Origin of the sequence: Roseomonas elaeocarpi (genome assembly GCF_042433915.1) — a bacterium.
In the GTDB taxonomy this organism is placed as follows: Bacteria; Pseudomonadota; Alphaproteobacteria; order Acetobacterales; family Acetobacteraceae; genus Roseomonas; species Roseomonas elaeocarpi.
This window is the reverse complement of the sequence record NZ_JBHLUN010000002.1, coordinates 296,006-321,336: the sequence shown is the minus strand read 5'-3', so window position 1 is coordinate 321,336 and position 25,331 is coordinate 296,006. Positions and strand designations below refer to the sequence as shown.

Sequence of the window (25,331 nt, the reverse complement as noted above, 5' to 3'; positions counted from 1 at the left end):
GGCTTCAACCCAAACGACGATCCAGCCATGGCGGAGGCCTTGAACCACCAAGTTCTGCTTGCGCGGGATGTTCTCGCAACTCGGCGCCCAAACCGGGAGCTGGGGGCAGGGAGCCCTCGCCATTGGAGAAGGCGAGCGAGTGGCCTTGCAGCAGGGTGAAGAAGGTCTCGCTTTCGCCGAACTGGACTTCCAGTCTTCCGGCATTGGGAAGCACCGCTGCGGCATGGAGGGAATGGAGGTGACAGACCGGCCCGGTGGGGTTGTGCGGTGCGACCTCGATACCTGCCGTCTGAGCAAGCGCCGCGATGTGCTGCATCTCGGCATGACCGCCGCAGTGCTTGATATCCGGCATCAGCACATCGTAGCAGCCCGCTTCCACCAGCGGGCGGTAGCGGGCCAAGCCGCAAAGCGTTTCAGCCCCTGCCAGCCGCACGCCACGCGCGTTGGCCATCGAGCGTAGTCGCCGGATCTCGGCGTGGTTGGCCTCCGCCAGGGGACATTCGAGCCAGAACAGCCGGAACTCCTCGAGGTCGCGCAGCAGCGCCGCGGCGCCACCGGCCGAGAAGCGCCAGTGTGCGTCCACCATCAGGTCTATCGACGATCCCACGGCCGCACGCGTCGCGGCAACGCGCGCCAGCCCTTCGGCATAGGCCGCAGCCATCGCGGGATGCGCTGCGTCCTCCCAGATGAATGGATCGAAGGGGGCGAGCTTTACCGCCCGGAACCCGGCTACGACGGCCTGGGTGGCGGCCGCGGCGAAGCCCGCCGGCGTGCGCTCCGCCCCGCGGTTGATGTTGGCGTAGAGGGGTACCGTGGGGTGCAGCGCACCTCCCAGCAGCGCGTGCAGCGGCAGGTCCGCGGCCTGGGCCGCGAGGTCCCAAAGCGCTTGCTCCAAGCCGCTGCGCAGCGTTTGTGACACCAGCCCGCCCGGGGCGTGCGGCAGCACCCGCGTCAATCGCGCGCGCTCGAGCGTGCTCTCCCCGACGATCTCACGTATCAGGCTATCAGCAGCGGCACGTAGCTCGTTCTCCTGATCAGGCAGCGTACATTCACCCAGCCCCACCCGCCCGTCCGCCGTTCGAACTCGCAGGAAGCACCAGGTGGTGCGTGGTGTGACCTGGATGGGCAGGAACGCTGCATCGGTGATGCAACAGGCGGCGTGATCGGTCATGACACGGTTCCTCGTGGCATCGCTTCAGACCTGCAACCGGATGGCATCGACGGGGCGGCAGACAGGGGCAACCCGAGAACCGGCCACGTAGGTGACGCGCGCGGCCGGTGAGGAACTGACGCCGGATGCCTCGCATCCCCCACGAGGCGGATGCGCGACATGATGCTTCTCAGGCTGCCAGGTAGTTCTGCGGGAAATCGCCCTCCACCACATCGACCTCTGGCGTGCCGCCGAAGGTGGGGTGACGGTGCCACGGCGTGCCGTGGCGATCGGCCAGCGCATTCAGCCGTTCAAGGTTTGCGCGGCTGCCGGAGGCCAGAGCGGCTTCCATCGCAGCGTAGTCGGGAAACCGCCCGAAGGCCTCCGCCCAGATGGCGCGCCCGGCCAGGAAGCCGGAGGAGCCCGCCCGGAAGGCATAGCGCAAGGACCGTTCGAAATCATCCATGCCGGCGCCGGCCGACAGCATTACCCAGGGCCTTTGCAGCATCGCGGCCATGCGGTCGTAGGCGGCCTGCAGCCCCGCGGCATCGGGCCCATCCGGATCAGGCACGTCGTGCACCGCGCCGGGTGGCTCCAGCTTGAAGATGTCGACGCCGAAGGACGGATCGGCGAAGCGACGGATACTGTCGAGCACCAGCGCCTCGCGACGCGCCTCCACCGCCCTGGGGTTCTCGCCCGGCAGGGGATAGATCAACACCTCGAGCAGAAAGGTGCAGTCTTCCTGCCGACAGGCCTCGCCCGCGGCGCGCACGAAGGCTTCCTGATGCGCCACGATCTCGGGGGCGGCGTCGGCACGATGCCAGACCAACACCTTCACCGCGTCGCCGCCGATACGGCGGATCTGCCCCACCGACCAGCCCGGAACCGGCGAGGACTTGCGGCCCTGCGGCGTGTCCTCGGTGACGGAGTGCTCGTAGGCCAGGACCAGGCCCTTGTGCGACGGCACCTCGGCAATGGCGCGGCCGTAGGCGTAGATCGGGTCCATCAGCACGGCCGAAGCGGCGGGTGCGAGGTGGCGCGCCAGCAGCTGCTTCACGCGCGCCACGTCGTCGAAGGGCGGCTCGGCCACCCCGCGCCGGGCGGCGATGGGACCGAAGAGCGGCGTGCGCTGGTCGATGGCCACCATCTTCCAAAGCCCCGCCTCGTCGGCGAGCCGACGCATTCCCCACAGCTTTCCAGGCGAGAGCTTCATCCCCGTTTCTCCTTGAGCGTTTCCCTGACCGTCGCGCGGCCGGCTGGTTCGTCAGCCGCCGCGCGGTCGAGCAACTCGTCCACCGCCGCCCGGTCGGGCATGCCGCCCCAGCCGCCGCCCCGCGCCGCCTTGAGGGCTGCGGCCGCGGTGGCGAAGCGTGCCGCGGCGGGAACGTCACGGCCTTCGGCCAGTGCCAGGGCATAGGCGCCGTGAAACACGTCGCCGCAGCCGTTGGTGTCGCGCACCGCGACGCGCGGCGCCGGCAGCGCGGCGGTCTCGCCATCCTGCCACCACAGGCTGCCGCGCTCGCCCAGCGTCACGGCGAGCACAGTGCGCGCTCCGGGGCACCACAAACGCTCCGCTGCGACGCGCAGGCCGTCTCCGGGCTCCGCCACGCCGCTGAACTCCGCCAGCCCGCGTTGCGAGAACACGACGTGGTCGGCCAGGGGCGCCAGGATGCGGATCTCCGTCACCGCGGCGGTGTCGGCGTCGAGGACGCGGGGCAGGCCGCGCGCGGCGGCGAGGCGGAACAGCTGCGCCGCCCCTTCGGTCCAGCGCGGATCGGACAGCACCGCGCCGGCACCGTCGAGCCAGCTTTCAGAGAAGCGCGGCTCGTTCGGCAATCCGCTGCCACGGAAGACCGCGAGCATCCGTTCCCCGGCATCGTCCACCAGGATGCCCGACACCGCCGTGCGGCTGCCTGGTGCCCGCACCGCGCCGGCGGGATCGACGCCGTACCGTTGCAGCAGCCCCAGGACCGTGTCGCCCGCGGCGTCGTCGCCCAGCCGCCCATGCCAGGCTGCGCGGCCGCCCAGCGCTGCCACCGCCACCGCCGCCGTGGCAGCCATGCCGCCGCCGCTCTCGCGAAAGCCGTGCGCCACGAACTTCGCCGCGGTGTCGGGCAGGGCGGGCAGTTCCCAGACCTGGTCGAGCACCGCCATGCCGAGGCAGCAGACGCGCGCGCTCATGCCTGGGGAACCATGATGGGCTTCAGCCGCTCGCCCCGCGCGAAGGCGGCGAAGAGGGCTTCCAGCCCGTCCAGCCCGGCGCGGTCGTCCACCAGGCGGGCGTAATCCTCGCGGTCGGCGCGCAGCAGCGAGAGGTTCTCCGCGTAGTCGCCAATCGGGAAGTAGAAGGAGCGGATCAGGAAGAAGTCCTTGAGCCGGATCGAGCGCGTTTCGGTCACCGCCCAGGCATCGGACTCGCCCAGCTGCACGATCGCGCCCTCCGGTGCCACGGCTTCCAGCGCCACCTGCCGTGCGGCGTCCTTGCCAGTGGCCTCCACCACCAGCGGGTAACGACCGGTCGCCGCTTCCTCGGGCGTCAATGGAACCGCGCCCAGGCTCGCCGCGAAGCGGCTGCGATAGGGTGCGGGATCGACCACCGCGACCGGCGAGAAGCCCATGCGGCGCAGCACCAGGATCGCGCCGAGGCCGATCGGCCCCGCGCCCAGCACCAGCGCCGCGCCGCCCGTGACCACACGGCGCGCCAGCCGCACGCCATGGGCGGCGGTGCCCACCGTGTCGAGCAGCAGCGGTGCCAGATGGTCGGGCACGTCGTCGGGCAGGGGCAGCAGGCAGCGCTCCGGCACCGCGAGCGCCTCGGCGTAGCCGCCCGGGCGTTGCCAGCCCAGCAGCGTACGCTCTTCGCGGCACAAATGTGTCAGGCCGCGTCGGCATTCCTCGCACCGGCCACAGAAGACGGGGATGTAGACGACGGCGCGTTCCCCGTGGCGCGGGTGGCCCGGCTGGTCCACGCGGCCGGCGATCTCGTGTCCCGGGGTGGTGGGCCAGCCACGCCGCAGTGGCCGCAGGTCGCTGCCGCACAGGGCGCAGGCGGCGACGCGCAGCGTGACCTCGCCTTCGGCCGGGACAGGGAGCAGGGCATCCTCCACCGTGATGCGGCCTTCGCCGTGGAAGCGTGCTGCCCTCATCCCTTGACCGCCCCCGCGGAAAGGCCGCCCACCAGCCGGCGCTGGATCAGCAGCGTCAGGATCATCGGCGGGGTGGCGATCACCACAGCCGCCGCCATCAGCGCGCCCCAGTTGGTCACGCCTTCGCCCACGAAGTTGAAGCTGGCCACGATCGCGGTTTTGCTCTCGAGGCCTGACAGCACCAGCGCGAACAGGAAGTAGTTCCAGGAAAAGACGAAGGACAGGATCGCAGCCACCACCACGCCCGGCATCACCACCGGCACCACCACGCGCAGCAGCAGGCGAAGCGGCTTCGCGCCGTCGATCTGCGCGCTTTCCACGAGCTCCCGCGGCATGGTGTCGAGGTAGGGCAGCAGCACCCAGACCGCGATCGGCAGCGTGATCACCGCGTGCGTCAGCACCAGCACCGCGCGGCCTCCGACGAGGCCCATCGCGCTGAACATCACGAGCCAGGGCAGCAGGAACAGCGTGCCCGGCGCCATGCGCGCGAAGAGCGTCGCGGTGGCGGGCCAGCTCATCCGGTGCCACGACATCGCAAAGGCAGCCGGCACCGCCAGGACGAGGCCCAGCAGAGTGGAGCCCGTGGATACGAGGAGGCTGTTCACGGTGTAGAGCAGGAAGTCGTTGCGCGCGAACAGCTCGACGAAATTGTCCAGAGTCGGGGTGAACAGGAGGCGTGGCGGGATCGCCGCCACCTCGGTGCGGTTCTTGAAGGCCGACAGCAGCATCCAGGCCACGGGCAGCACCAGCACCGCCACCACGAGGGCGAGTTGCGCGACGTCGGCCGCGCGCAGGAGGCGGCGCGCTACCACGACACCGCCTGCCGCAGGCGTGCGAAGCCCAGCACGGAGGCGAAGACGATCGCCGACAGCGTCACCATCATCGCACTGGCGTAGCCCAGATCGTAGAACTCGAAGCCGCGGCGGTAAGCCAGGATGTTGAGCGTGGTGCTGGCGGTGCCCGGCCCACCCTGGGTGGTGAGATAGATGATGTCGAAGAAGCGCAGGAGGTCCACGCTGCGCAGCACCGCGGCGGTCACCAGCGTCGGTCCCAGCAGCGGCAGCGTGATGCGCCGGAACCGCTGCCACCCCGCCGCGCCGTCCATCTCGGCGGCCTCGAACAGCTCGCCCGGCAGTGACAGGTAGCCGCCCATCACGATCAGCGCCACGAAGGGCGTCCACTGCCAGGTGTCGATGCCCGCCACCGTCAGGATCACCGTGTCCGGATCCGACAGCCACAGGTGCGGCGGCAGCCCGGCCCGCCCCAGCAGCCAGTTGGCGATGCCGAAGCTGGGGTCGAGGATCACGATCGCCATCATGCCCACCACCACCGGCGGCAGCATGAAGGGCGAGATCAGCACCGTCCGCACGATGCCCCGCGCGCGGTCGGAGCGCGCCAGCAGCAGCCCGAGCCAAGTGCCCAGCACGAGCTGCGCCGCCAGCGACACGACGTAGAGCGTGAGCGTGAGCCGCAGGCCGTTCCAGAACTCCGCGTCGGCCAGCATGCGGGCGTAGTTGTTCAGGCCCGTGAAGCGCGGCGGCGTGCCCAGCGCGACCTCGCTGAGCGAGAGCCACACCGCGTAGCCGAAAGGGAACACGATCATCGCGGCGGCGAAGAGCACGGCCGGCGCGACCATCCAACGGTAAGACGTCTTCCCGCGCCGGCGGTGAGGGCGCGCCACCGTCGCGGGCCGCGCCAGCGCCGCGTCGTGGCCGAGGCGGCCAGAGGTCTGGCTACTGGAGCTTGGCAAGCTCGGCATCGGCGCTGCGCGCCGCCTCCTCGGGCGTGGCGCGGCCGAGCACCACCTGCTGCACCGCGCCGCCGATCAGGTCGCGCGCCTCGGGCACGCGGTCGGTGGGCGACTGGTACACGCCGGTGCCGTGCTGGCCGAGATACACCAGCGCGTCGGCCCAGGCGCGGCGGATCGGCACCTCGCGCGCCCAGCTCTCGAAGGCCGGACCCTGGAACACGCTGGCACGCGGCGGCGCGACGCCGGCCTGCACGAGCTTGACCTGAACCTCCCGCCCGGTGGCCCATTGGAGAAAGGTCCAGGCCGCGGGCTGGCGTTTGGAAAAATTGGAGATCGCCAGCGTCCAGCCGATCGCCACCGGCTTCGACACGCCGGACTGGCGGCCGGGTGGCAGCGGCTTCACGCCCAAGTCGTCGGCGCGCCCCGTGAAGCGCAGGATATTGGCGAACTCGTTGCTGCTCTCATGCGTCATGGCGACGCGGCCCTGGCCCAGCAGCTCGATCACCTGGGTGAAGGTGTGGTTCAGCGCGCCAGGCGGCCCGTAGTCCTTGAGCAGGTTCGCGTAGAGCTCCAGCCCACGCACGCTGTTCGGCTGCGACAGGCCGGGCTTGCCGTCAGGCGTCGCGAAGGAGCCACCAGAATTGTACACGAAACCCGCGAAGGAATAGGGCAGCACGCCGCGCAGCCCGCGCGCCGCCCAGGGGCCGATCTCGCCACCCTTCGCCTTGATCGTGGCCGCGGCGGCGGGGATGTCTTCGAGGTATTGGGGCTCGCCGATGCCCAGCCGCTCGAACACGTCCTTGCGCCAGTAGAAGAGTGGCCCTTCCTGGTTGATCGGCACGGCCACCACCTGCTGCCCGAAGGTGCTGGCCTGACGGATCGAGGCGGCAAAATCGTCGTAGTCGAAGTCCGGCACCGTCATGGCACGGTCGGCGATCATGGGTGCCAGGTCGGCGTACCAGCCGGCGCGCTGGAATACCGCGCCCTCGCGGCTGGTGAGCGACATGAAGACGTCCACGTCGGCGGAACGGCCCTGCATCAGCGTGGACAGGCGCGCGCGGAACTGTTCCTCGTTGAACACCTCCAGCCGCGTGCGGATCCCCGTTTTTGTGGTGAACTCGGCCACCATGTCGCGCATCGCTTGCGACCAGGGATGGTTGTTGAGCAGCAGGTTCACCGTCTGGCCGTCATGCCGGCGCCAGTCGAAGCCGGCCGTTCCCTGGGCCCGCGCAGGCGCCCTCAGGAACGTCGGGATCATGGCCGCGGAGACCGCGCCGCCGAGCAGGTGCCGTCGCCTCATGGTGCCGTCTTCCTTCCCCTTGCCGCCACGTTGCTCGTGGCTGGTTGCTGTTGCGTCCCGCGCGCTCAACTCGCCACGTAACCCCCGTCCACGGGGATGGTGACCCCGTTGATCAGCGTTGCCGCCGGCGAGGCGAGAAAGACCGCGGTGCCGGCGAGCTCGGCCGGCGGCGACCAGCGCTTGGTGGGCAGGCGTTGCATGACGCGCTCGTTGAAGGCGGGCTCCTCGCGGCCGCGGCGGCTGATCTCGGTCTCGATCCAGCCCGGCGCGATGGCGTTCACGCGGATGCCATCCTCCGCGTAGGCCACGGCCAGCGACTTGGTCAGCCCCACGATCGCCGTCTTGGCCGAGGCGTAGGCCGGGATCATCGCCGAGCCAAAGTAGGAGTACATGGAACCGATGTTGATGAGGCAGCCCTGCGTGCGCGCCAGGTGCGGGCGGAAGGCGGTGGCGAGCCGCATGTTGCCGACGAGGTGGATGTCCACGATGTCGCGGAACACGTCGGGCCTGTGTTCCTCGTGCCGGATCAGCCGGCCGGCGCAGTGGATCAGCACATCCAGCCGCTCGATCCGCGCCGCCAGCGCTTCCACCGCCGCGTCATCGCGCACATCCAGCGGCTCGTAGCGGAACTCCGCCGCCTCGGGGCCGGGCGGCTTGAGGTCGGCCAGGATGGGCGTGGCGCCGCAGGCCGCGAAGGCGCGCGCGAAGGCAAGGCCGATACCGCCCGTGCCGCCACTGATCAGAACCACCTTGTCGCGGACGGAGAAATCGGGCGCTGCGTCGCCGCTGCCTTCGGCTGCCATGACCGTGGACGTTCCCCTGCTTTTCCGCGCCGTTGATCGGCGTCGGATTTTCATTATTGATGCCAGTTAAGCGAAGACTGCTTCGTTTGCGCAAGGTAATTTTCACTTCCGCAACTGCGAAGGACACCATGGCCGTCGACACGCGACACACCCGCATCCTTGAGGCACTGCAGCGGCGTGGCGGCTACGCCTCGGTCGAAGAACTGGCGACGGCTCTCGCCGTCACACCGCAGACCGTGCGGCGCGATGTGGCCGACATGGCCGAGCGCGGGCTGCTGCGCCGGCATCATGGCGGCGCGAGCCTGCCTTCCACCATTGCGAACACCGACTACGCCCATCGCCACGTAGAGCACGCGCGCGAGAAGGCGGAGATCGCCCGCGCCGCCGCCGTACTGGTGCCCGATGGTTCCTCGGTGTTCCTGGCGCTCGGCACCACGGCGGAGGCCACCGCGGCGGCACTTGCGGCGACGCACCGCGACCTGGTGGTGGTAACCAACAGCGTCGCCGCAGCGCATATCCTGGGTGCAGCGCCCGGCATGCGCGTGAACCTCCTGGGCGGGCGCTGGCAGGCGCGCAACAGCGGCCTGGCCGGCGTCACGACCGTGGAGATGGTGGGACGATGGCACTGCGACACCTGCGTTCTCGGGATCGGCGGCATCACCCAGGATGGGTGGCTGCTCGACTACCATGAGGACGAGGTTGCGGTGGTCCGCGCCATGCAGGCGAACGCGACCCGGCTGATCGTGGTAGCGGATCGCGCGAAATTCGGTCGTGTCGCGCCGCACCGGGTGGCACAGGTCAAGCGCGGCGATACGCTCGTGACGGATCAGGTTCCATCGCCAGCCCACGTTGCGTCGCTGAAGCGACTAGGCGTGGGAGTTCTGCAGACGGATGAAGTTCACCTCTCCGGCGATGGGAGCGGGGATTGCTGAAGGACTTGCGGGCGATCCACTCAGCCGGGACGTGCTCGCGGGCAACGTGCCCTTCTACGCCATGGGGCGCGTACCGGAGGATGCGGTGTTCTAGGTCCGGTGCTGCGACCAATGCGGGCAACTCGTGCTCATGACGCTCACCGGTGGGCCGCCGGCACGGGCCAGTAGGCCGTCCAGCAACCGTCCCCAGGCTCCATGCCAGCATCGTGCAAACGGCCAAGCAGGCCGGGGTCGGTACTGTCGGCCCGCAGAAACACAACCCTGTCGGCATGTTTCGGGAGCGAAGCCTGCGCTCGCAGGAAGCACCCCTCGATGCGGCCGGTGAGAAGCCCTAGATCCCGTCGGCGAGGAGGCAGGGGCCGTGGGGAGGCTCAGCCCAGCCGCCCCGCCGGTGACGATGAACAACTTGCCCGCGAACTCGAGGTCCATGGATCGTGCTCTTCGGACCGGTGGCGCTCAGGCGGTGCGGCAAAGCTGCAGGGCGGCCGGGTGGGGGGCGAGACGTGCGGCGTGGGCGGCTTAGATGCGGGCGCCCCCATAGCCGTCCGGCCCGACGAGCAGCATCTCGCCCTCCGGTACATGATGTCACTCTGGCGCCTACCTCCTGAATTCAGCCGGGGCCAAAGTAACGTCGGCGGCTCAACCGCGTCTGCGTGTAGACGTGCTCACCATAGGTTCCCGGCAGGTAGGACCCACTCGCCTCGCTCGTAGGGATCGAGACGTTGCCGCGGCTGGGATGGCGGGCCACGAACGCCTCGTCGATGTCCACGCCCAGGCCAGGAGCGTCGGGCACGGTGATGAAACCGTCCACGGCGCGGGGATGCGGGATCACCGTCTGGGCACGACCTTCCTAGTCATCCTCCAGCCGTTCCAGGATCAGTGCGTTGGGGATGGCGGCCAGCAGGTGCAGCGCCGCGTATTCCGCCACCGGGCCGAGCGAGCCGGAATGCGGCGCCACCATGATGTGGTGCGCTTCCGCCATGGCGGCGATCTTCTTCATCTGCGTGATGCCGCCGGCCCGCCCGGTGTCGGGCTGCACGACGTCGACGAGGTCGTGCTCGATCAGCTCGCGCTGGCCAAAGATGGTGGTCATGCGCTCCCCGGCGGCGAGGGGGATGTTGGCCGCGTCGCGGATGCGCCGGTAGCCATCGAGGTTTTCCGGCGCGATCGGATCCTCCACGAACAGCAGTCCATAGGGTTCCAGCGCCCGCGCCACCAGCGCCGCATCGGCCGGCGTCAGCCAGGGCGGGCCGTGCAGGTCGATCATGATGTCCATCTCGTCGCCCACGGCCTCGCGCAGCTCGGCCACCTTGCGCACGGGATCGGCCACGCCGCCGCACTTGAAGGCGGTGACGCCGCGATCGCGCAGCGACAGCGCGACCTCCGGCGTGTTGGCGTGGCCGTAGATGCGGATGCGGTCGCGCACCTTGCCGCCGAGCAGGTTCCACACGGGCGTGTTCAGCGCCTTGCCCTTGATGTCCCACAAGGCCATGTCGAGCCCGGTCATGGCGCCGCCGCCGACGGTGCCGGTCATGCCGTGGCCCATCAGCGCGACCTGCATCTTCCCCCAGAGGCGCTCGATATGGGTCGGATCCTCGCCGATCAGCAGGCGCGACAGGTCCGCCACCGCGGTTTCCACCACGCGCGGCCAGCCCGAGCACTCGCCGATGCCGGTGATGCCCTCGTCCGTGCGGATCTTTACGAAGAGCCAGTTGCGGGTGCCGCCGAAGGCCGCCGGCCGGGGCGGGGCGCCGGGTGCGGGATCGGCGGGCGGACCGCCGACATGCATGAGAAAGGTGTCAACGGCGGCGATCTTCATCCGACCTGCCTTTCCTGGCTCGCTTCGGGCGTCGGCGCGCGGGGCCCCTCGCCATAGGCTTCGCTCGCCGCGAGCAGGGCGCGCGAATAGGGATGATCCAGCGTGCCGGCGCGCAGCTGCTCGGCACTGAGCTGATCGACGATGTGCCCGGCCTGCATCACGGCGAGGCGGTCGCACATATGGGCGACCACGGCGAGGTCGTGGCTGACCAGCAGATAGGTCAGCCCGCGCGTTTGCCGCAGCGTGGTCAGCAGGTTGAGGATCTCCGCCTGTACGGACACGTCCAGCGCGGAGGTCGGCTCGTCCAGCAGCAGGATGTCGGGGCGCAGCATCAGCGCGCGGGCGATGGCGACGCGCTGGCGCTGCCCGCCCGAGAGCTGGTGCGGAAAGCGGTAGGACAGGGCGCGCGGCAGGCCCACCGTGTCCAGCGCGTCCTGCGCCGCCGCGACGGAGCGGCGCATGCCCTGGTTGCGCAGCGGTTCCAGCAGCTGCGCCAGGATGGTCTGCCGGGGATGCAGCGAGCCGTAGGGGTCCTGGAACACCATCTGCACGCGCTTGAAGAAGCCGCGCGGGCGTCGGTGCGGCATGGCGAGGCCGTCGAGCCGGACCTCGCCGCCGTATTCCGGGTTGAGGCCGGCCAGGGCGCGCAGCACGGTGGACTTGCCGCAGCCGGATTCCCCCACCAGGCCGAAGGCCTCGCCGGTTTCGACGGTGAAGCTGACGCCGTCCACGACGGGCGGGGCGTCATGCGCGAAGCGGATGGACAGGCGGTCGACCTCGATCACGACACGGCTTCCGGCGGCCGCAGCCAGGCGGGATCGCGTTGCAGCACCGGCAGAAAGGCGCGGCGGTGGCGGATGGAGGGCAGGGAGGAAAGCAGGCCCCGCGTATAGGGGTGCTGCGCCCGGTCGAGATCGGCGGCCGCGATGGTTTCCATGATGCGGCCGGCGCACATGATCACCACGCGGTCGCAGAAGTGGCGGACGAGGTTGAGGTCGTGGCTGATAAAGATCAGCCCGAGGCCACGGCTGGCGATCAGCTCCTCCAGCAGGGCCAGCACCTCCAGCCGCACGGTCACGTCGAGGGCGGAGGTCGGCTCGTCGGCGATCAGCACGTCCGGCCCGGCGATCAGCGCCATGGCGATCATGATGCGCTGGCCCATGCCGCCGGACACTTCGTGCGGGTAAAGGCGCGCGACGCGGGCGGGGTCGCGGATCTTCACGGCGTCCAGCAACGTCAGGGCCCGCTCGCGTGCTTCCCGCCGTCCGGCGCGGCCGGGATGGTGCAGCCGAAAGGTTTCGGCGATCTGCTCGCCCACGGGGGTGACGGGGTTCAGGCAATAGCGCGGGTCCTGCAGGATCAGCCCGATGCGCCGGCCGCGCAGCTCCATCATCTCGCGCTCGCTCGCCGCGAGCAGGTCGAAGCCGCGAAAGGCGAGGCGGTCGGCGGTGACGCGCGCGCCCGGCGGCGACAGGCGCATGATGGCGCGGCCCACCATCGACTTGCCCGCCCCGGACTCGCCGACGATACCGAGTTTTTCCCGCCCCAGGGTGAAGGAGACGCCATGGACGACGGGGATCGTCCGGTCGCCCTGGCCGAAAGCGACGGCGAGGTTATGCGCCTCGATCAGCGGGGCGTTGCTCATGAATCGCCCCGCGGGTCGAGCACGTCGCGCAGGGCGTCGCCGGCCAGGTTGAAGGCGAGGCTGACCAGCGCGATGGCGATGCCGGGCGAGGCCACCACCCAGGGGCTGTCGAGCATGAATTCCCGCCCGGAGGACACCATGGCGCCCCATTCCGGCAGCGGCGGCTGCGCGCCGAGGCCGAGGAAGCCCAAGCCGGCCGCGGTGAGGATCACGCCCGCCATGTTCAGCGTGACGCGCACGATCACCGAGGGCAGGCAGATCGGCAGGATGTGTCGGGTGATGATCCGGGCGGGCGTCGCGCCCTGGAGGCGCACGGCGGCGATGAAGTCGGCGCGCTTCAGGCTCAGCGTCTCGGCGCGGGCGAGGCGCGCCATGGGCGGCCAGGCCGTGAGCGAGATGGCGATCACGGCGTTGGTGATGCCGGGGCCGAGCGCCGCCGCGAAGCCCAGCGCCAGCACGAGGCTCGGAAAGGACAGGAAGATGTCGGTGATGCGCATCAGCACCTCGTCCGTCCAGCCGCCGAAATAGCCGGCGCAGGCGCCGATCAGCAGGCCGATCGGGGCCACGAGAACGGTGACGAGGGCGATGATGTAGAGGGTGGTGCGCGCGCCAAAGACGATGCGGGCGAAGACGTCGCGCCCGAACTCGTCCGTGCCGAGCCAGTGCGTGGCGGAGGGCGGGGTGAGCCGCTCGCCCATGTCCTGGATGGTGGGGTCGTAGGAGGTCAGGAGCGGCGCGGCGATCGCCACCAGCACCAACAGCACGATCAGACCCAGCCCGAGCAGGCCGAGCGGATGGCGGGCGAAGCGGCGCCAGCCCGCATAGAACTGCTGCGCCGCCGACTGAAAGGCGCCGCTCGGCGCCTCGGAGGTGAGCCAGGACAGGCGGGACGGGGCCGTGTCGAGCGTCGTCATCGCGTTCGCGGATCCAGGATGCGGTACAGTCGGTCGGAGACGATGTTGATCAGCAGAAAGACGATGCCGATCAGCAGCACCGCGCCCATCACCACGTTCATGTCGTTCATCTGTAAGCCGCGCGTCAGGTACTGGCCGAGGCCGGGCCAGGCGAAGACGGTCTCGATCAGCACGGCGCCGTCGAGCAGCCCGCCGAAGGTGAGGGCCAGCACGGTGAGCAGCTGCACGCGGATGTTCTTAAAGGCGTGGCCCCAGATCATCTGCCGGCGGGACACGCCCTTGGCGCGGGCAGAGATGATGTATTCCTGACCGAGCTGCTCCAGCATGAAGGAGCGCGTCATGCGACTGATATAGGCGACGGAATAATAGCCGAGGATCGCGCCGGGCAGGATGATATGGGCCAGGGCGTCGCGAAAGATGTCCCACTGTCCTTCGAGCGCCGAGTCCAGCAGCAGCAGCCCGGTGATCGGCTCCAGCATGCCTTCATTCAGGATGTCCATCCGGCCCGAGGCCGCGACCCAGTGCAGCTTGGCGTAGAACACGAAGATCGCCATCAGGCCGAGCCAGAAGATCGGGATGGAATGCCCGGCCAGCCCGATCAGCCGCGCCAGGTGGTCGATCGGGCAGCCGCGTTTCACGGCGGCCACCACGCCCAGCGGCACGCCGAGGATCGTGCCGCACAGGATCGCCACCAGCGCGAGTTCCACCGTGGCGGGAAACACCGTCATCAGGTCCGAGGCGACGGAGCGTCCCGTGGTGAGGGAAGAGCCCATGTCGCCGGTGGCGACCTTTTCCACGTAGGAGCCGAACTGCTGCCACACCGGACGGTCGAGGCCGAGCTCGTGAAAGACGCGGTCATAGGTGGCGCGGTCGACCTCGGCGCCGGTGACGGCGAGCACGGGATCGGCCGGCAGCAGCCGCCCCATCGAGAAGGTTAGCAGCAGCAGGCCGAGCAGCGTCACCACCACGGAGATGGCGCGGCCCGACAGCCGGCGCATCCGGAGGAAGCGCGCCGGCCTGTTCAGGGCGTCGACGGCTGTCACGGCGTGCCGCGCGTCAGCTCTTCTTGGCCGCGAACCAGCGCGTCGACCAGGTCGGATGCCCGACATAGCCGGAAACGCCCTTGCGGATCGCGTAGGGGTCGGTGCGCTGGAGCAGCACCACGAGCGGCGGGTTCAGCGCCTTGAAGCCGGCATCCACCTGCTGAAAGATCGCCTTGCGCCGCTCGGGATCCGTTTCGTCCTTGGAATCCTCGACCAGCCTGGTCAGCTCCGGCGCGTCGAAACCGGTGCGCCAAAGGTAATAGCCGCCGAGCTTCGCCTCGTCCCGGTTGTCGGGGTTGTAGGCGTACTGGACGAGGGTGCCGAAGGGGTCGGGCAGGCGGGCGCCGGAATTGCCGACCAAGACCTCGAACTTGCGGGCGCGGAAATCCGGGGTGTGTTCGCCCGGCACGATCTCGAATTCGATGCCCGCCTTGCGCGCGCTCGCCTGGACGGCGACCGCCATCTTCAGCAGCGCGTCCGAGGAAGGAAAGAGGACCTTCTTGAGCCCGTTGGGATAACCCGCCTCCGCCAGCAGCTTCTTCGCGAGGTCGGGGTCGTATTCGTAGCCGGTCGGCGCCTCCGTCGGCGCGCCGATCATGCCCTTGGGGATGATCGACTGCCAGGGGAAGCCGTTGAAGTTCATGGTGGTGGCGGCGAGCGCCTTCCAGTCGACGATGTGCTGAAAGGCCTGCCGGACCTGCGGCTTGGCGAGGTCCGGGTCCTTGGTGTTCATGGCGATGTAGTAGAAGCCGAAGCCCGCCCCGAGATCGATGGTTGCTCCCTTGGCCTGCAAGGCTTCGAGGTCGCCGCTGGCCATGTACTGGCCGACGTCGATGTCGCCCGCCTCGATCTGCAGGCGCAGGCTGCCGGATTCCGCGACGTGGCGCATGACGACGCGGCGCATCGCCGGCGTGCCAGCCCAGTAATCCGTGCGCGCATCGCAGAGCAGGATGTCGTTGGGTCGCCACTGCGCGAGCTTGTAGGGGCCGCTGCCGGCGCTGTTGCCCTTCAGCCAGTCGCGGCCGAGATCGCCGTTGCGCTCGTGCTGCAGCACGACCTTCCGGTCGAGCACGCCGAGCGACGACCCCGCCAGGGAATAGAGCACGAGGTCGGTGGAGACTTTCTCCGGCAGCTTGATGACGAGCGTGTGCTCGTCCGTCGCCTGCACCAGCCCATCCACGTTCTCGGGCGTGAAGCCCCAGAGCGCGATGTCGGTGGCGCCGACCTGCGCCATCTTGATGACGCGGCGGATGGACCAGGCCGCGTCCTCGGCGGTGACGGGATTGCCGGAGCTGAAGGTCGCGCCCCGGCGCATCGTCATCGTGATGGTGCTCTTGTCGTCCGAGACGTCCCACTTCTCCGCCGCCATCGGGCGGATGGTGGTGAGGTCGTCGGGCGCGAGCTGCACGAGGTTGTCGTAAAGGTTGGACACCACCTCCGACGGTGTGCGGGCGTTGATCGCCGCAGGGTCGAGCGAGGGCACGGCGCCCAGGTTGGTGCCGATCACCAGCACGTTGGGGGGTGAAGCGGCACGGGCTCTCGTGGTGCCGGCGAGCAGGGTGGCGGCGCCCAGCCCGACGAAATCTCTCCGCTTCACGTTTTCCTCCCTTACGCCCTGGCCGCGGTCTTGCGCCGCTTTGACCCCCAGACGCCCGCGGAAAGGCTGGCTATCCGTCGGGCCGGGTCGGAACGTTACGCTGCCAGTGGATGTCAGCCGAGTCCAGTTCAGTTCGACGGGGTGTGTTGAGGGGCGGAGGACCGCGTCTTTGGATCGGTTAGGAAGGTTGAGCAGAATAACTTTTGCAGGCTCGCCTTGTCGTCGACGGCTAACCGAGTGCAGTCGGAACGGCAGCTATGTCGGTGGACTGTCGATAGGAACCAAACAGCTTCCTGATTAAGGAGTTAAGCAGCTTTCCTCGCTGAATGCGGCGATGGGGAAATTTCCATGGGCAGACGAAAATCACATCTTGGAACCACTCGGACGAGTTCGCGAACAATCGGCTTGAGGTGGTCGTGAATGGTTGGTGTAAAAAGCTTCGAAAACGGGGCTAATTTCGTAATTTCCGCTTGATGGCATTTCGGCTTTGTGCTTGCGACAAAACCATATTGCGATTATGTGCCCGGCCTCGCGGACAAACTGTTTTGACTAAATCGCACACGGTGGCCGGCCGGACTGTGACTATTCCATTCGTTCCGAGCAAGCGGCGGTTCAAATCAGACGTGGCGACCACTTGGTCGCCGTCATTCTTGCCGTCACCGTCACCGTCACCGTCACCGTCACCGTCACCGTCACCGTCAGCGCTTGGTGCGACGGCGTGCCGGGCGCTTGGTTCGTGCCTTGGGCTTCGTGTCCGTCCGCGGGATGGGCACAGGCTTGGCGGCGGGGATGCCATCCGTTCCAGCGTAGCGCTGCAACGTTGCCCCAGCGGCAAGGTGCGGATAGGACCTAGCGCCTTTGGACCATGTTTTCGCGAAGGCGCTCACCTCGGCGTGATCATGTCCACGGATTGTCTGGACAAGGACGGACGCCGCCTGCGCCGGCCGCAGCCGCTCCCGGCGCAGCAGGTGAAGATGCCATTCGCGGGTGCGCAGGGGGCACCAGTCCACCAAGGCTTCCTGCAAGGCACGGCGCACCTCGAGCGGCAGCTCCTCATATGCTTGGTAAGGATCGCCTTTGAGCTTGCTGTAGGGCTTGGCGGCCATGCTGTTGTCCATGCCGTCCTTCTAACGAAGGGAAGACCGCAGGGAAATCGTGGCGCCAGCCCTCCAGTACCCGACAGCCATGCCGCCATGCCGGACACGGCTGCGTTCCCGCCCGCAGTCCTAGCGGTTCCCGAACAAAGCTCCTCATAACGCGTAAGCCAGGCTCTTGGTCCGACATAACTAAGCCTGGGGAGCCAGAACAATCAGGCGACTACGGCCAGGGCCGCTGGCAAAGTCCCAGGGAGGTTGTGTGGCGAAGTCGCTCCACGGGGCGTGCCGCTCCTCCGCTTGGGCCAGCGGCGTGCTTCGGGTGGTGACGTCTTCCTGTGGGTCACAACGGCCGATGCTGGTTGCACAAGTCTCAAGGAACTCTTTGTTGTCCTTCGGCGGGTCCCAAGGCGCCTGCTCAGCTTGCAAATTCCAGCAAATCGGGTATGTAGCTTGCTAACATTAGCAAGCTAACATCCAACGTGAAGAGCACGAACGCCTCCCTGGCCGCCGCTTTGCGCCGCGTCACCCAGAAGTGGCGCGCCCGCTTCGACAGCGAACTGAAGGGCAGTGGCCACACCCTGAGCCGGGCGCGCGCGCTGATCGCTCTGTCGCGTGAGGGCGGCAGCATGATGCAGCGTGACCTTGCCGCCGAGCTTTCCGTGGAACACCCCACGCTGGTTCGCCTGCTGGACGGGCTGGAAGGCCAGCAGTTGATCCGGCGTGAGCCCGCAGCCGGCCAGAAGCGCGCCAACCGCATCACGCTGACGCCGGAGGCCGCCTCCGTGGTTCAACGGGTGAACGCCTTGTTCGAGGATCTCCTCGACGGGATGCTGGCCACCGTACCAGAAACCGATATCAAGATTGCCGTCCGCGTCATGGACGCCATGGTGGACAATCTGGAACTCATCCCCGCTCCCCTCCGTGCCGCTCCACCCGCGGAGGAGCAAGGCCGATGAGCGGTACGGCCCTGCCGGCTGCTGCACCGCAGCCGGTCACCGAGGCGGTGTCACCGCCGCCGGCTCCACCCGTTCCTGCCCCCATGCCTCTGTGGCGCATGGGCCTTTACGTGCTGGCGTCCCTGATCACGGGACTGACCCAGGGCCTCGTGAACAACCTAGTCGCGGGCAACCTGCTGGCGGTGCAGGCCACCTTCGGCGCCACCACCAATGAGTCGGTCTGGCTGACCGCCGCCTACTCCTCCACCAGCATCACCGCCTCCTTGCTGCTCTACAAGTTCCGTACGCAGTTCGGCCTGCGGCTGTTTGCCGAGCTCGGACTGTGCCTGTTCGTCGGCGTCGCGGCGGCGCACTTCCTCGCCCACGACCTGCGCTCCGCCGTGATCGTGCGCGCCGCCGCCGGCTTTGTGGCAGCACCGCTCGGCACGCTGGCCTTCCTGTACATGCTCGAGATCATGCCGCCGCAGCATAAGCTGACGATTGGCGTCACCTTCGGTCTGTGCGGCTCGCAACTCGCAACGCCTCTGGCGAGGTTGGTCTCGCCCTATCTCTTGGACACCGGCCTTTGGCAGAACCTGAACTTGCTGGAACTGGGCTTGGCGCTGCTGTCACTGTCCTGCGCCTTCCTGTTGCCGCTCACCCCGATGCCGCGCGCCAAAATCTTCGACCGGGTGGATGCGATCAGCCTGCCGCTCCTGGTGGTGGGCATGGGCCTCCTGAGCGTCGTGCTGAGCCTTGGCCGTTATTACTGGTGGTTTGAGGCGCCCTGGCTCGGCTTCTGCCTGGCCGGCGGCATCGCGTGCCTGGCGCTGCTGGTCGCGGTGGAAGCGAACCGCGCCAACCCCCTGCTGCACCTGCGCTGGCTTTCCTCGGAAACCATGATCGTGTTCGGCGGCGCCATGCTGCTGTCCCGCTTCGTGCTGGCCGAGCAGACCACTGGGATGATCGGGTTCTTCCAAACACTCGGCCTGCTGAACGATCATATGACGGGCATGCTCTGGGTCGTGTTCGCTGCCACTGCAGCGTCCTTTCCCGTGCTCGCCGTGGTCAACCGGCCGCAGAACACCCCGGCAATCCACGCGGTCGCGCTCCTGATGATCGCGATCGGTGCCTGGATGGACGGGGATGCCACCAGCCTCACCCGCCCGCACGACGTGTACGTGTCCCAGGCCCTGGTTGCCTTCGGCGGGGCGCTCTTTCTGCCATCGGCGCTGACCTGGTGCTTCACGCATACCATCCGCTCAGGCATGCAGTACCTCACCAGTTTCTTTGCCGTGTTCCTGGCATCGCAGAATCTGGGTGGCCTCCTGGGCTCCTCGATGCTGGGCACGTTGCTGACGGTGCGGGAGAAGTTCCACTCCAGCCAGATTGTCGAGCATCTGACCCTCGCGGATCCGCTCGTGGCGCAGCGCGTCGCGCAGTACGGCGCCACCTACGGCCGGGTACTGGGCGACGGCGCGCTGCGCAGCGCCGAGGGCGCGGCCCTGCTTGCCCAGGTCGCCACGCGGGAAGCCTATGTTCTCGCCTACAACGACCTGTTCCGGGTCGTGTCTGGCGTGTCTGGCGGCTGCCTCCTCCTCCTCTTCATCCATCTGCTGGTCCGGAAGCTGCGCGACATCGCCGTGCAGCGACGGGCTCAGCCAGTTTGAACCGCCATCACAGGTCCTCATGTCGTTCCCGAAGCTATTGCCCGGCTCGCGTGTCACCATCCCGGCCCTGCTGGCCGGTGCGGCGGGTGTCCTGGTGGTCCTGTACGCGTGGCAACTCGCGCCCTTCACCTCGACGGTGCAAACCACCGACGACGCCTACGTGCGCGGTCTCGTCACCGTGGTCAGCCCGCAGGTGGCCGGATACCTCGTCGAAATCCCCGTGCAAGACTACGGTGAGGTGAAGGCGGGTGACCTGCTGGCGCGGATCGACGATCGCATCTTCCGGGAGCGTCTGGCCCAGGCCGAGGCGCAGCGTGCCGCCAGCCAGGCCCTGCTCGACAACCTGGACCTGCAGCGCCGCACCAAGGAGGCCAGCGTCGCCGTCGCCCAGGCACAGGTCGAGAACGCCGCGGCCGTACTGGCCAAGGCACAGGCGGATCTCCGGCGTATGGAACCGTTGCTGCAGGCCAACATCCAGTCAGTCGCGAAGGGTGACGAGGTGCGTGCTTCCCTGCGTCAGGCGGAAGCCAGCCTGGCGCAGGCCGCGGCTGGCAAACTGGTGGCGCAGCAGGCGCTGGCAGAAACCACCGCCAACCGTGCCGGGCTGGAAGCCGCCGTCCACGGTGCCGAGGCGCTGGTGCACCTAGCCGAGATCGACCTGAGCAATACGCGCGTGATCGCGCCGAGCGATGGCCGCCTCGGAGAGGTTGGCGCCAGGCTGGGTCAGTACGTCACTGCCGGCACCCAGCTCACCACCGTGGTGCCCGAGCATAAGTGGGTCGTGGCCAACTACAAGGAAACGCAGATCCCCGACATGCGGGTGGGACTGCCGGTGTCTTTCCAGGTGGATGCATTGCGCGGTGCCGTGCTGAACGGTCACATCGAGCAGTTCTCCCCCGCGACCGGCTCGGAGTTCAGTGTGATTCGCGCCGACAACGCCACCGGCAACTTCACCAAGGTGGCGCAGCGCCTGCCGGTACGGATCGCCATCGACCCTGACCAATCCCTGGCTTCGCAACTCGCCCCTGGCATGTCGGTGGTTGTGCGCGTCGATACGGCGGCACCTGCGACATCCACCGTCAGCGACAGCGGGTCCGCTACCCGGACGCGTGGCGGATAGCGTCCACTCGCGTGCCGGGAGCGCGTCACGGGGCGATTGTTTCCCAGCCGCCGCCGAGCGAGCGGTAGATGGCAACGAATGCAACGGCGATGCGCGTGTCGGTTTCCGCCAGCGATCGGCTGCTTTCCAGCACCGCGTTCTCGGCCGCGATGACGTTGAGGAAGTCCACCGTGCCTTCCACGTAGCGCTGCCGCGCCGCGGTGAGGGCCCTGGTATTCTGCTTGACCGCTTCCGCCACATCGTCCCGCCGGCGGCGCGCCTGCTCGAATGCGGTCAGCGCGTTATCCACCTCGTTCCAGGCACGGAGCACCGTTTCGCGGTAGCTGATCGCAGCCTGGCGCTGCTGGGACTCCCGCAGTCGCAGCGTGCCGCGCAACCGGCCGCCTTCGAAGATCGGCAGGTCGATGGAAGGCCCTACGGAGAAGAAGGCCGAGTGCAGGTCGAAGGTCCGACCGAATTGCAGGGACTCGGTGCCCGCATTCCCCATCAGCCGCACGTCGGGATAGAAGGATGCCACCGCGAAGCCCGTTTGCGCCGTGGCGGCGTGTAGCCGGGCCTCGGCCTCGCGCACGTCGGGGCGGCGGCGCGCCAGATCAGCCGGCAGGCCGACCGGGATGGCTGGAGGCACGACCGGCTGCGGCAGCGATCGCGACAGCTCGTCCTCGAGGGCACGGGGCGGCTGACCCAGCAGCAGGCCGATCGCGTTGACCAACTGCGCTTCCTCCGTTCGCAGCTGGGGCAGGGAGGCCTGGATGGTGGCGCGCTGTGCCTCGGCATTGGCGATGTCCAGGGTGGTGCTGACGCCGTTGGCGAAGCGGTCGCGCACCAAGCCGACATTCTTCCGGGCGTTGGCAAGATTGTCGCCGGTGATGGCCAGCAGCCGCTGGACGCCGCGGAGCTGGATGTAGTTCTGAACCAGATCCGCGACGGCCATCAGCGCGATGCCGTGCCGCGCCTCGTCCAACGCCTCGGTGTTGGCCGTTTCGGCCTCCACCGCGCGGCGAACTCGTCCGAACAGGTCGAGCTCCCAGGAGGCGCCGAGGCTGTCCCGCCAGTCGTCATATTCCCGCGGCGCACCGGGCACCTTCTCGAACAGGGAGCTTGGCCCGGTCGGGCTGCTGCGCATACGCTCATAGGAGTCGTGAGCCTCGATGTGCGGCAGGCCTTCGGAGGCGACCACCTTCCGCTGCGCCCGTCCTTGCTGCACACGCTCCGTCGCCTGCATGAGGTCGAGGTTCTCGGCCGCGAGCCGTTCCACCAGGGCCGACAGCACCGGATCGCCGAGCCCCATCCACCAGCGCGCATCCACGGCGGCGCCGTAGGTGATGCCCGCTGGGCTTGAAACGCCCTGCCGTCCGTCCTGCCCCCACCAGCGCGATGGTGCCTGGTTTGCCGGCGGCACGAAGTCCGGGCCCACGGTGCATCCCGCCAGCCCGATCCCGAGGCCCAGCGCGAGCCATGTTCCGGAAAACCGCATCGCTCAGCGCTCTCCCGTGACGCGCTGCGGATTGCCCTGCTGCCGGGTGGACACGTCGGCCAGGCCGGTATCGACGTAGGTTTCGACCGAGAAGCCGATGCGGAGCAGCTTCGCCAGATCCTGACCCGGGGACACCACGATCTTGACTGGCAGGCGCTGCACGATCTTGGTGAAGTTGCCGGTCGCATTGTTCGGCTGGATCGGCGAGAAGGCGGCGCCGGAGGCGGGCGAGATGCTGTCCACCACGCCGTCGATGTCGATGTCGTAGGCATCCACGTGGATGCGTGCGGGCTGGCCGGGTAGCATGTGACGTAGCTCGACTTCTCGATAGTTCGCCTCGACGTACACATCGTCCAGCGGCACCACCGCCATCATCGCGGCGCCCGGCGCGACGATGTTGCCGACCTGGACGGAGCGTCGGGCCACCATGCCGTCGATCGGCGCCACGATCCGCGTATAGGACAGGTCCAGGCGTGCCTGCTCCACGCGTGCCTCGTCGGCTTTCACGGTCGCCATGGCAGCGCGGCGCTGCGCCTCCTGGATCGGCACCTGCCGACGCGCGGCCTCTTCGGAAGCCCTGTTGCTGGCGATGGTCGCTTCGGCCTGCTGCACGGCGGTGTCAGCCTGCTGCCGATCCTGCTCCGTTCCGGCACCCGTGCTGGCCAGGTTGCGGTAGCGCCGCTGATTGGCCCGGGCGAAGGAGAGCTGCGCCGCAGTGGAGTCCACCTGCGCCTTCGACTGGTCGATGACCGCCGGTTGCCGCGCGATGGTGCCGGTCACGTCTTCCACCTGCGCGCGGTCCCGCTCGAGCTGCGCCTCGGCCGTGCTCAACGCGGCACGGTAGTCGCGGTCGTCGATCATGGCCAGCAACTGTCCTGCGGTGACGCGCTGGTTGTCGTCCACCAGCACGGCGGAAACCTGTCCGGAGATGCGCGGCGCGATCGTGGCATAATGCGCGGTGACGTAGGCATCGTTGGTATAAACGACGCGGTGCGGCAGGAACACGTAGAGCAGCACGCCGCCCGTGAAGAGGATCGCCACGGCAAGGGCGACAAGGAGGGGCCAGCGGGACCTCGGCTCGGCTTCTGACCTGCTCCCGGCCTTCTCGTCGCCACCGGACGAGGCCTTCCCGTCCTTCTCGCCATGTTCGGCCGCGTGGCGCCCGCCGCCCTTTCCAGGCGCGTCGTCGTTCTCCGCCATGCTACTTTCCTTACTTTTCGGCCAATTCGATCCGCGGCGGATAGGTTCGAACCGGCAGGATCAGGAGAACAACCACCAGGGCGAGAGCAAGGCCCGCAATAATCAGGAAGCCGTCCGCCAGGGTCAGCACCATGGCCTGTGCCTCGACGGCGGCGCGATAAACCTCCGCCCCGCCGCCGGGGCCTGGTTCCCCATTTGGCAGGAAAGGCGGAGGGTTCCCTGGCAGCAGGCCCGGAGCCTGCAGGACGCTGAAGCGATTTAGTCCGGCCTGATCCGCCAGCCGATTGTAGTGCAGGCTGCCGCGCCAGCGCGTGATCAGCTGTACCATCCAGACGCCCGTCGGTTGCGCGATGGCGCGCATGGTGTTCACCAAAGTAGAGGTGAAGGGGCCATCGGCCGGGTCACGGATGGTGTTGGTTGCCATCATCAGAAGCGGCATGACGATCAGCGACTCGCCCAAGGCGGCGCAGGCCTCCCATAGGTAGAACTGCTCAAGCTGCCAGCCTGAGGTGATGAAGCTGTTGCCCAGCGCCGCCGCCATGACCAAGAGGATGCCTGCGAAGCTGACCACCCGCGGGTCCACGCGGCGGAAGTCGAGTAGGTAGGCGACGGCCGGCAGGGTGATGAGCTGCGACAGGGCGATCGGCAGGCTGATGAACTGGATCTGCTCCGGGCGGAAACCGGCCTCGCGCAGGAAGCTCGCCGGCAGCGTGCTGACCCCGAGGTTGAGGAGCAGGAACACGAAGAGCGCGATTAGCGCGTAGGCGAAGTTGCGCCGCTTGAGCAGGTCGAAGCGATACAGCGGCAGCTCCTGCCGCGTCTCGTTGACGAGCAGCAGCCCGAAGCCTGCCACGCTGAGCGTGGCCAGGACGCAGATCGTCGGCGAGTTGAACCAGTCGTAGCGGTTTCCTTGCTCCAGCATGGTCGTGAGCGATCCAGCGCCGATGACGATGAGCAGGGCGCCCGGCCAGTCGAACTTGCTGATCCGATCGTACTGAGGCGGGTCCTGTGCCACACCGTACCAGATCATCGTTCCGGCTAGGCCGCAGAGCGGCAGCGCTTCCCAGAACACGAAGCGCCAATCCACGAGGTCGGTCCACAAGGCGGCAAGCGTCGTCGCGATGTTGGGTCCGAAAGTCGCTGTGAGCGCGTAGGCGGACAGGCCGTAAAGACGAATGGGTGGCGGCAGCACGCGGAGCGCGACCGTGAGCAGCAGTGGGATGGTAAAGCCGGCGGCCATGCCTTCAATGATGCGCAGACCGTAGAGCCAGGCGAGTTCGGCCGACAAAGGGATCAACACCGTCGTGACCCCGTTCAGGATCACGGCGAAGATGGCGAAACGTCGGACCGAAACCGTGACGGCCCAGAAGGTCGCCATCGACATACCGATGACCTGCCCCGTGGCGTACAGGCTCTCGATCCAGGTCCCTGCGTCATGGCTGATGCGGAGGCCGCCTTGAATGTCGTTCAGGGCTGCATTGGTCACGCCATCATTGAACTCGGCTGTCAGGGCAGCGAGAAGAATCCCCAGAAGGCCTACGAGCGATTGCGCCTTCATGGGAGAGGATGCGGTCTCAGGCGCAGGCGCGGTTCGATCATGAAGGCTGCATTGCCGCATCTAATGCAATGCAGCAAAAAAGAATTTCGTGTGTTCCAGCGGGATAGGTTACTGGAGAGATTGCACGGGTTGCCATCGTAGTTCATCAGGCCTCGCAGTTCGTGGCCGGGGCGCA

At 68.2% G+C, this 25,331-nt stretch carries 23 protein-coding genes; 4 read left to right on the top strand and 19 right to left on the bottom strand.

Translation table 11 applies throughout. From position 1 onward, the window contains the following. Positions 1 to 4 precede the first annotated feature (4 nt). From ACFFGY_RS03225 to ACFFGY_RS03190, 8 genes are all read right to left on the bottom strand, one after another. Positions 5 to 1,171 carry a mandelate racemase/muconate lactonizing enzyme family protein gene (locus ACFFGY_RS03225; RefSeq protein WP_377042939.1) on the bottom strand — a complete coding sequence of 389 codons (1,167 nt, stop codon included), beginning with the start codon at positions 1,169 to 1,171 and terminating at the stop codon, positions 5 to 7. A gap of 169 nt (positions 1,172 to 1,340) precedes the next feature. Further along, positions 1,341 to 2,333 carry a tagatose 1,6-diphosphate aldolase gene (locus ACFFGY_RS03220; RefSeq protein ID WP_377042937.1) on the bottom strand — a complete coding sequence of 331 codons (993 nt, stop codon included), beginning with the start codon at positions 2,331 to 2,333 and terminating at the stop codon, positions 1,341 to 1,343. Between the two features lie 26 nt (positions 2,334 to 2,359). Continuing rightward, the gene (locus ACFFGY_RS03215; protein WP_377042936.1) at positions 2,360 to 3,331 is read right to left on the bottom strand and encodes a PfkB family carbohydrate kinase; all 972 of its coding nucleotides are present in this window, start codon (positions 3,329 to 3,331) and stop codon (positions 2,360 to 2,362) included. Continuing rightward, positions 3,328 to 4,296: an alcohol dehydrogenase catalytic domain-containing protein gene (locus ACFFGY_RS03210; RefSeq protein ID WP_377042935.1), complete on the bottom strand. Its 969-nt coding sequence runs from the start codon at positions 4,294 to 4,296 to the stop codon at positions 3,328 to 3,330. The genes ACFFGY_RS03215 and ACFFGY_RS03210 overlap by 4 nt, the downstream gene beginning before the upstream one ends. Beyond that, positions 4,293 to 5,108, bottom strand: coding sequence for a carbohydrate ABC transporter permease (locus tag ACFFGY_RS03205; RefSeq protein WP_377042934.1), 816 nt, complete (start codon positions 5,106 to 5,108; stop codon positions 4,293 to 4,295). The genes ACFFGY_RS03210 and ACFFGY_RS03205 overlap by 4 nt, the downstream gene beginning before the upstream one ends. After that, entirely contained in the window at positions 5,102 to 5,932 is an 831-nt protein-coding gene (locus tag ACFFGY_RS03200; protein WP_377042933.1) for a carbohydrate ABC transporter permease, read from the bottom strand. Before ACFFGY_RS03200 ends, ACFFGY_RS03205 begins: the two co-directional genes overlap by 7 nt. A 97-nt stretch (positions 5,933 to 6,029) precedes the next feature. Continuing rightward, complete coding sequence (locus ACFFGY_RS03195; RefSeq protein ID WP_377042932.1) at positions 6,030 to 7,346, bottom strand: ABC transporter substrate-binding protein; 1,317 nt, start codon at positions 7,344 to 7,346, stop codon at positions 6,030 to 6,032. A gap of 65 nt (positions 7,347 to 7,411) precedes the next feature. Beyond that, positions 7,412 to 8,149, bottom strand: a complete 738-nt coding sequence (locus tag ACFFGY_RS03190) for an SDR family NAD(P)-dependent oxidoreductase (RefSeq protein ID WP_377042931.1) — start codon at positions 8,147 to 8,149, stop codon at positions 7,412 to 7,414. Between the two features lie 128 nt (positions 8,150 to 8,277). On the opposite strand from ACFFGY_RS03190, the gene ACFFGY_RS03185 reads away from it, so the two are divergent. Next, a complete protein-coding gene (locus tag ACFFGY_RS03185) occupies positions 8,278 to 9,081 on the top strand; it encodes a DeoR/GlpR family DNA-binding transcription regulator (RefSeq protein ID WP_377042930.1) in 804 nt (267 codons plus the stop codon). A gap of 610 nt (positions 9,082 to 9,691) precedes the next feature. Here the strand turns inward: ACFFGY_RS03185 and ACFFGY_RS03180 are convergent. The 8 genes from ACFFGY_RS03180 to ACFFGY_RS03145 all read right to left on the bottom strand — a co-directional run bounded on the left by ACFFGY_RS03180 (position 9,692) and on the right by ACFFGY_RS03145 (position 17,217). Beyond that, positions 9,692 to 9,913: a hypothetical protein gene (locus tag ACFFGY_RS03180; protein ID WP_377042929.1), complete on the bottom strand. Its 222-nt coding sequence runs from the start codon at positions 9,911 to 9,913 to the stop codon at positions 9,692 to 9,694. Positions 9,914 to 9,931: 18 nt separating this feature from the next. Beyond that, complete coding sequence (locus ACFFGY_RS03175) at positions 9,932 to 10,900, bottom strand: mandelate racemase/muconate lactonizing enzyme family protein (RefSeq protein ID WP_377042928.1); 969 nt, start codon at positions 10,898 to 10,900, stop codon at positions 9,932 to 9,934. Then, positions 10,897 to 11,685, bottom strand: a complete 789-nt coding sequence (locus ACFFGY_RS03170; RefSeq protein ID WP_377042927.1) for an ABC transporter ATP-binding protein — start codon at positions 11,683 to 11,685, stop codon at positions 10,897 to 10,899. Before ACFFGY_RS03170 ends, ACFFGY_RS03175 begins: the two co-directional genes overlap by 4 nt. Continuing rightward, entirely contained in the window at positions 11,682 to 12,545 is an 864-nt protein-coding gene (locus ACFFGY_RS03165; RefSeq protein WP_377042926.1) for an ABC transporter ATP-binding protein, read from the bottom strand. The genes ACFFGY_RS03170 and ACFFGY_RS03165 overlap by 4 nt, the downstream gene beginning before the upstream one ends. Beyond that, the gene (locus ACFFGY_RS03160; protein WP_377042925.1) at positions 12,542 to 13,459 is read right to left on the bottom strand and encodes an ABC transporter permease; all 918 of its coding nucleotides are present in this window, start codon (positions 13,457 to 13,459) and stop codon (positions 12,542 to 12,544) included. Before ACFFGY_RS03160 ends, ACFFGY_RS03165 begins: the two co-directional genes overlap by 4 nt. Further along, entirely contained in the window at positions 13,456 to 14,502 is a 1,047-nt protein-coding gene (locus ACFFGY_RS03155) for an ABC transporter permease (protein ID WP_377042924.1), read from the bottom strand. Before ACFFGY_RS03155 ends, ACFFGY_RS03160 begins: the two co-directional genes overlap by 4 nt. A gap of 13 nt (positions 14,503 to 14,515) precedes the next feature. Beyond that, positions 14,516 to 16,099 carry an ABC transporter substrate-binding protein gene (locus ACFFGY_RS03150; RefSeq protein WP_377042923.1) on the bottom strand — a complete coding sequence of 528 codons (1,584 nt, stop codon included), beginning with the start codon at positions 16,097 to 16,099 and terminating at the stop codon, positions 14,516 to 14,518. 698 nt (positions 16,100 to 16,797) lie between these two features. Further along, the gene (locus ACFFGY_RS03145; RefSeq protein ID WP_377042922.1) at positions 16,798 to 17,217 is read right to left on the bottom strand and encodes a DUF6525 family protein; all 420 of its coding nucleotides are present in this window, start codon (positions 17,215 to 17,217) and stop codon (positions 16,798 to 16,800) included. A 458-nt stretch (positions 17,218 to 17,675) separates the two neighbouring features. Here ACFFGY_RS03145 and ACFFGY_RS03140 point away from each other — a divergent pair, with 458 nt between their 5' ends. Genes ACFFGY_RS03140 through ACFFGY_RS03130 form a run of 3 tightly spaced genes read left to right on the top strand, consistent with a single transcriptional unit; the run spans position 17,676 to position 20,921 of the window. Next, entirely contained in the window at positions 17,676 to 18,152 is a 477-nt protein-coding gene (locus ACFFGY_RS03140; protein WP_377042921.1) for a MarR family winged helix-turn-helix transcriptional regulator, read from the top strand. Further along, positions 18,149 to 19,801 (top strand): MFS transporter, encoded by a 1,653-nt coding sequence (locus tag ACFFGY_RS03135; protein WP_377042920.1) that lies wholly within the window; start codon positions 18,149 to 18,151, stop codon positions 19,799 to 19,801. Before ACFFGY_RS03140 ends, ACFFGY_RS03135 begins: the two co-directional genes overlap by 4 nt. 19 nt (positions 19,802 to 19,820) lie before the next feature. Further along, the gene (locus tag ACFFGY_RS03130) at positions 19,821 to 20,921 is read left to right on the top strand and encodes an HlyD family secretion protein (RefSeq protein WP_377042919.1); all 1,101 of its coding nucleotides are present in this window, start codon (positions 19,821 to 19,823) and stop codon (positions 20,919 to 20,921) included. Positions 20,922 to 20,946: 25 nt separating this feature from the next. Here the strand turns inward: ACFFGY_RS03130 and ACFFGY_RS03125 are convergent, their stop codons facing one another. The 3 genes from ACFFGY_RS03125 to ACFFGY_RS03115 are packed head-to-tail and all read right to left on the bottom strand — an operon-like array spanning position 20,947 to position 25,156. Further along, on the bottom strand, positions 20,947 to 22,398 hold the full coding sequence (locus ACFFGY_RS03125; protein ID WP_377042918.1) for an efflux transporter outer membrane subunit: 1,452 nt from the start codon (positions 22,396 to 22,398) through the stop codon (positions 20,947 to 20,949). Positions 22,399 to 22,401: 3 nt separating this feature from the next. After that, entirely contained in the window at positions 22,402 to 23,598 is a 1,197-nt protein-coding gene (locus ACFFGY_RS03120) for an HlyD family secretion protein (RefSeq protein WP_377042917.1), read from the bottom strand. Positions 23,599 to 23,608: 10 nt separating this feature from the next. Continuing rightward, positions 23,609 to 25,156 (bottom strand): MFS transporter, encoded by a 1,548-nt coding sequence (locus ACFFGY_RS03115; protein WP_377042916.1) that lies wholly within the window; start codon positions 25,154 to 25,156, stop codon positions 23,609 to 23,611. Positions 25,157 to 25,331: the final 175 nt, after the last annotated feature.

Coding starts and splice junctions, on each gene's coding strand:
- ACFFGY_RS03220 (WP_377042937.1), bottom strand. CDS start 2,333: ATGCGTCGGCTCGCCGACGAGGCGGGGCTTTGGAAGATGGTGGCCATC.
- ACFFGY_RS03175 (WP_377042928.1), bottom strand. CDS start 10,900: ATGAAGATCGCCGCCGTTGACACCTTTCTCATGCATGTCGGCGGTCCG.
- ACFFGY_RS03160 (WP_377042925.1), bottom strand. CDS start 13,459: ATGACGACGCTCGACACGGCCCCGTCCCGCCTGTCCTGGCTCACCTCC.
- ACFFGY_RS03125 (WP_377042918.1), bottom strand. CDS start 22,398: ATGCGGTTTTCCGGAACATGGCTCGCGCTGGGCCTCGGGATCGGGCTG.
- ACFFGY_RS03120 (WP_377042917.1), bottom strand. CDS start 23,598: ATGGCGGAGAACGACGACGCGCCTGGAAAGGGCGGCGGGCGCCACGCG.
- ACFFGY_RS03165 (WP_377042926.1), bottom strand. CDS start 12,545: ATGAGCAACGCCCCGCTGATCGAGGCGCATAACCTCGCCGTCGCTTTC.
- ACFFGY_RS03185 (WP_377042930.1), top strand. CDS start 8,278: ATGGCCGTCGACACGCGACACACCCGCATCCTTGAGGCACTGCAGCGG.
- ACFFGY_RS03210 (WP_377042935.1), bottom strand. CDS start 4,296: ATGAGGGCAGCACGCTTCCACGGCGAAGGCCGCATCACGGTGGAGGAT.
- ACFFGY_RS03225 (WP_377042939.1), bottom strand. CDS start 1,171: ATGACCGATCACGCCGCCTGTTGCATCACCGATGCAGCGTTCCTGCCC.
- ACFFGY_RS03130 (WP_377042919.1), top strand. CDS start 19,821: ATGTCGTTCCCGAAGCTATTGCCCGGCTCGCGTGTCACCATCCCGGCC.
- ACFFGY_RS03135 (WP_377042920.1), top strand. CDS start 18,149: ATGAGCGGTACGGCCCTGCCGGCTGCTGCACCGCAGCCGGTCACCGAG.
- ACFFGY_RS03195 (WP_377042932.1), bottom strand. CDS start 7,346: ATGAGGCGACGGCACCTGCTCGGCGGCGCGGTCTCCGCGGCCATGATC.
- ACFFGY_RS03115 (WP_377042916.1), bottom strand. CDS start 25,156: ATGAAGGCGCAATCGCTCGTAGGCCTTCTGGGGATTCTTCTCGCTGCC.
- ACFFGY_RS03200 (WP_377042933.1), bottom strand. CDS start 5,932: ATGGTCGCGCCGGCCGTGCTCTTCGCCGCCGCGATGATCGTGTTCCCT.
- ACFFGY_RS03215 (WP_377042936.1), bottom strand. CDS start 3,331: ATGAGCGCGCGCGTCTGCTGCCTCGGCATGGCGGTGCTCGACCAGGTC.
- ACFFGY_RS03190 (WP_377042931.1), bottom strand. CDS start 8,149: ATGGCAGCCGAAGGCAGCGGCGACGCAGCGCCCGATTTCTCCGTCCGC.
- ACFFGY_RS03145 (WP_377042922.1), bottom strand. CDS start 17,217: ATGGACAACAGCATGGCCGCCAAGCCCTACAGCAAGCTCAAAGGCGAT.